The organism is Kocuria sp. CPCC 205260, assembly GCF_040981045.1.
GTDB lineage: Bacteria > Actinomycetota > Actinomycetes > Actinomycetales > Micrococcaceae > Kocuria > Kocuria palustris.
The window spans coordinates 1-600 of the sequence record NZ_JAVKPT010000061.1 but is presented as its reverse complement, the minus strand read 5'-3'; the positions used below and the strand labels follow the sequence as shown (position 1 = coordinate 600).

1 protein-coding gene is annotated in these 600 nt (G+C 63.8%); it reads right to left on the bottom strand.

Going from position 1 to position 600, the window contains the following annotated elements; all coding sequences use genetic code 11:
- The coding region (locus RF645_RS13150) for a DUF6338 family protein (protein ID WP_368819259.1) at positions 1-432 on the bottom strand (432 nt) is incomplete at its 3' end.
- Positions 433-600 lie beyond the last annotated feature (168 nt).

Below are 600 nucleotides of genomic sequence, written 5' to 3'. Positions count from 1 at the left end.
CCACCTGATGGGTCTGGTTTGGAGTCGGCCCGGAATCTCGAAGGCGACGGACCAGGCAGAGATTTGCTGTACCTGCAGACGCATGGGCCCTAGACGCCAATACTGAAACCCCAGGGCGGCCAAGCACCCAACCATCGACACCAGCCCCACCGCGGTGACTGACCACCAAAAGTAGTCGGTGGCGTAGGCAGAGTCGCGCACTGCCCGCAGTGGGTTGAAGCCGGTCCATCTCTGCAACCCGACCAGCACGGCACCCACCACCGCAGCTCCGGCCACAGAACAGGCTAAGGAGAAGAGCCCCACCCGGCCGATCTCACGGAAGGCGGACTCCTTGGCCCCAGCGCGACGCCGCGCTTCCAGCAGGTCAGCCAATAGGCCGGGGGCGATGAAGAACAGGAAACCGAACAGGGTCGCCAGACTCGAAGGCGTCACGCTTGCCGACTCAGAAGAAGCGCGGCGGGACTTCGCCCTGGCCCACCCGATCCTGACCGTTGTCCGTCTGAACGAACTGGACCTGCTCAGTGTTCATCACCACGGTTCCTCGGCTCTCGCTCAAGCAGTCGATCTTGTCCTCGGTGATCCTGCGCGGGGTCTCAGCCA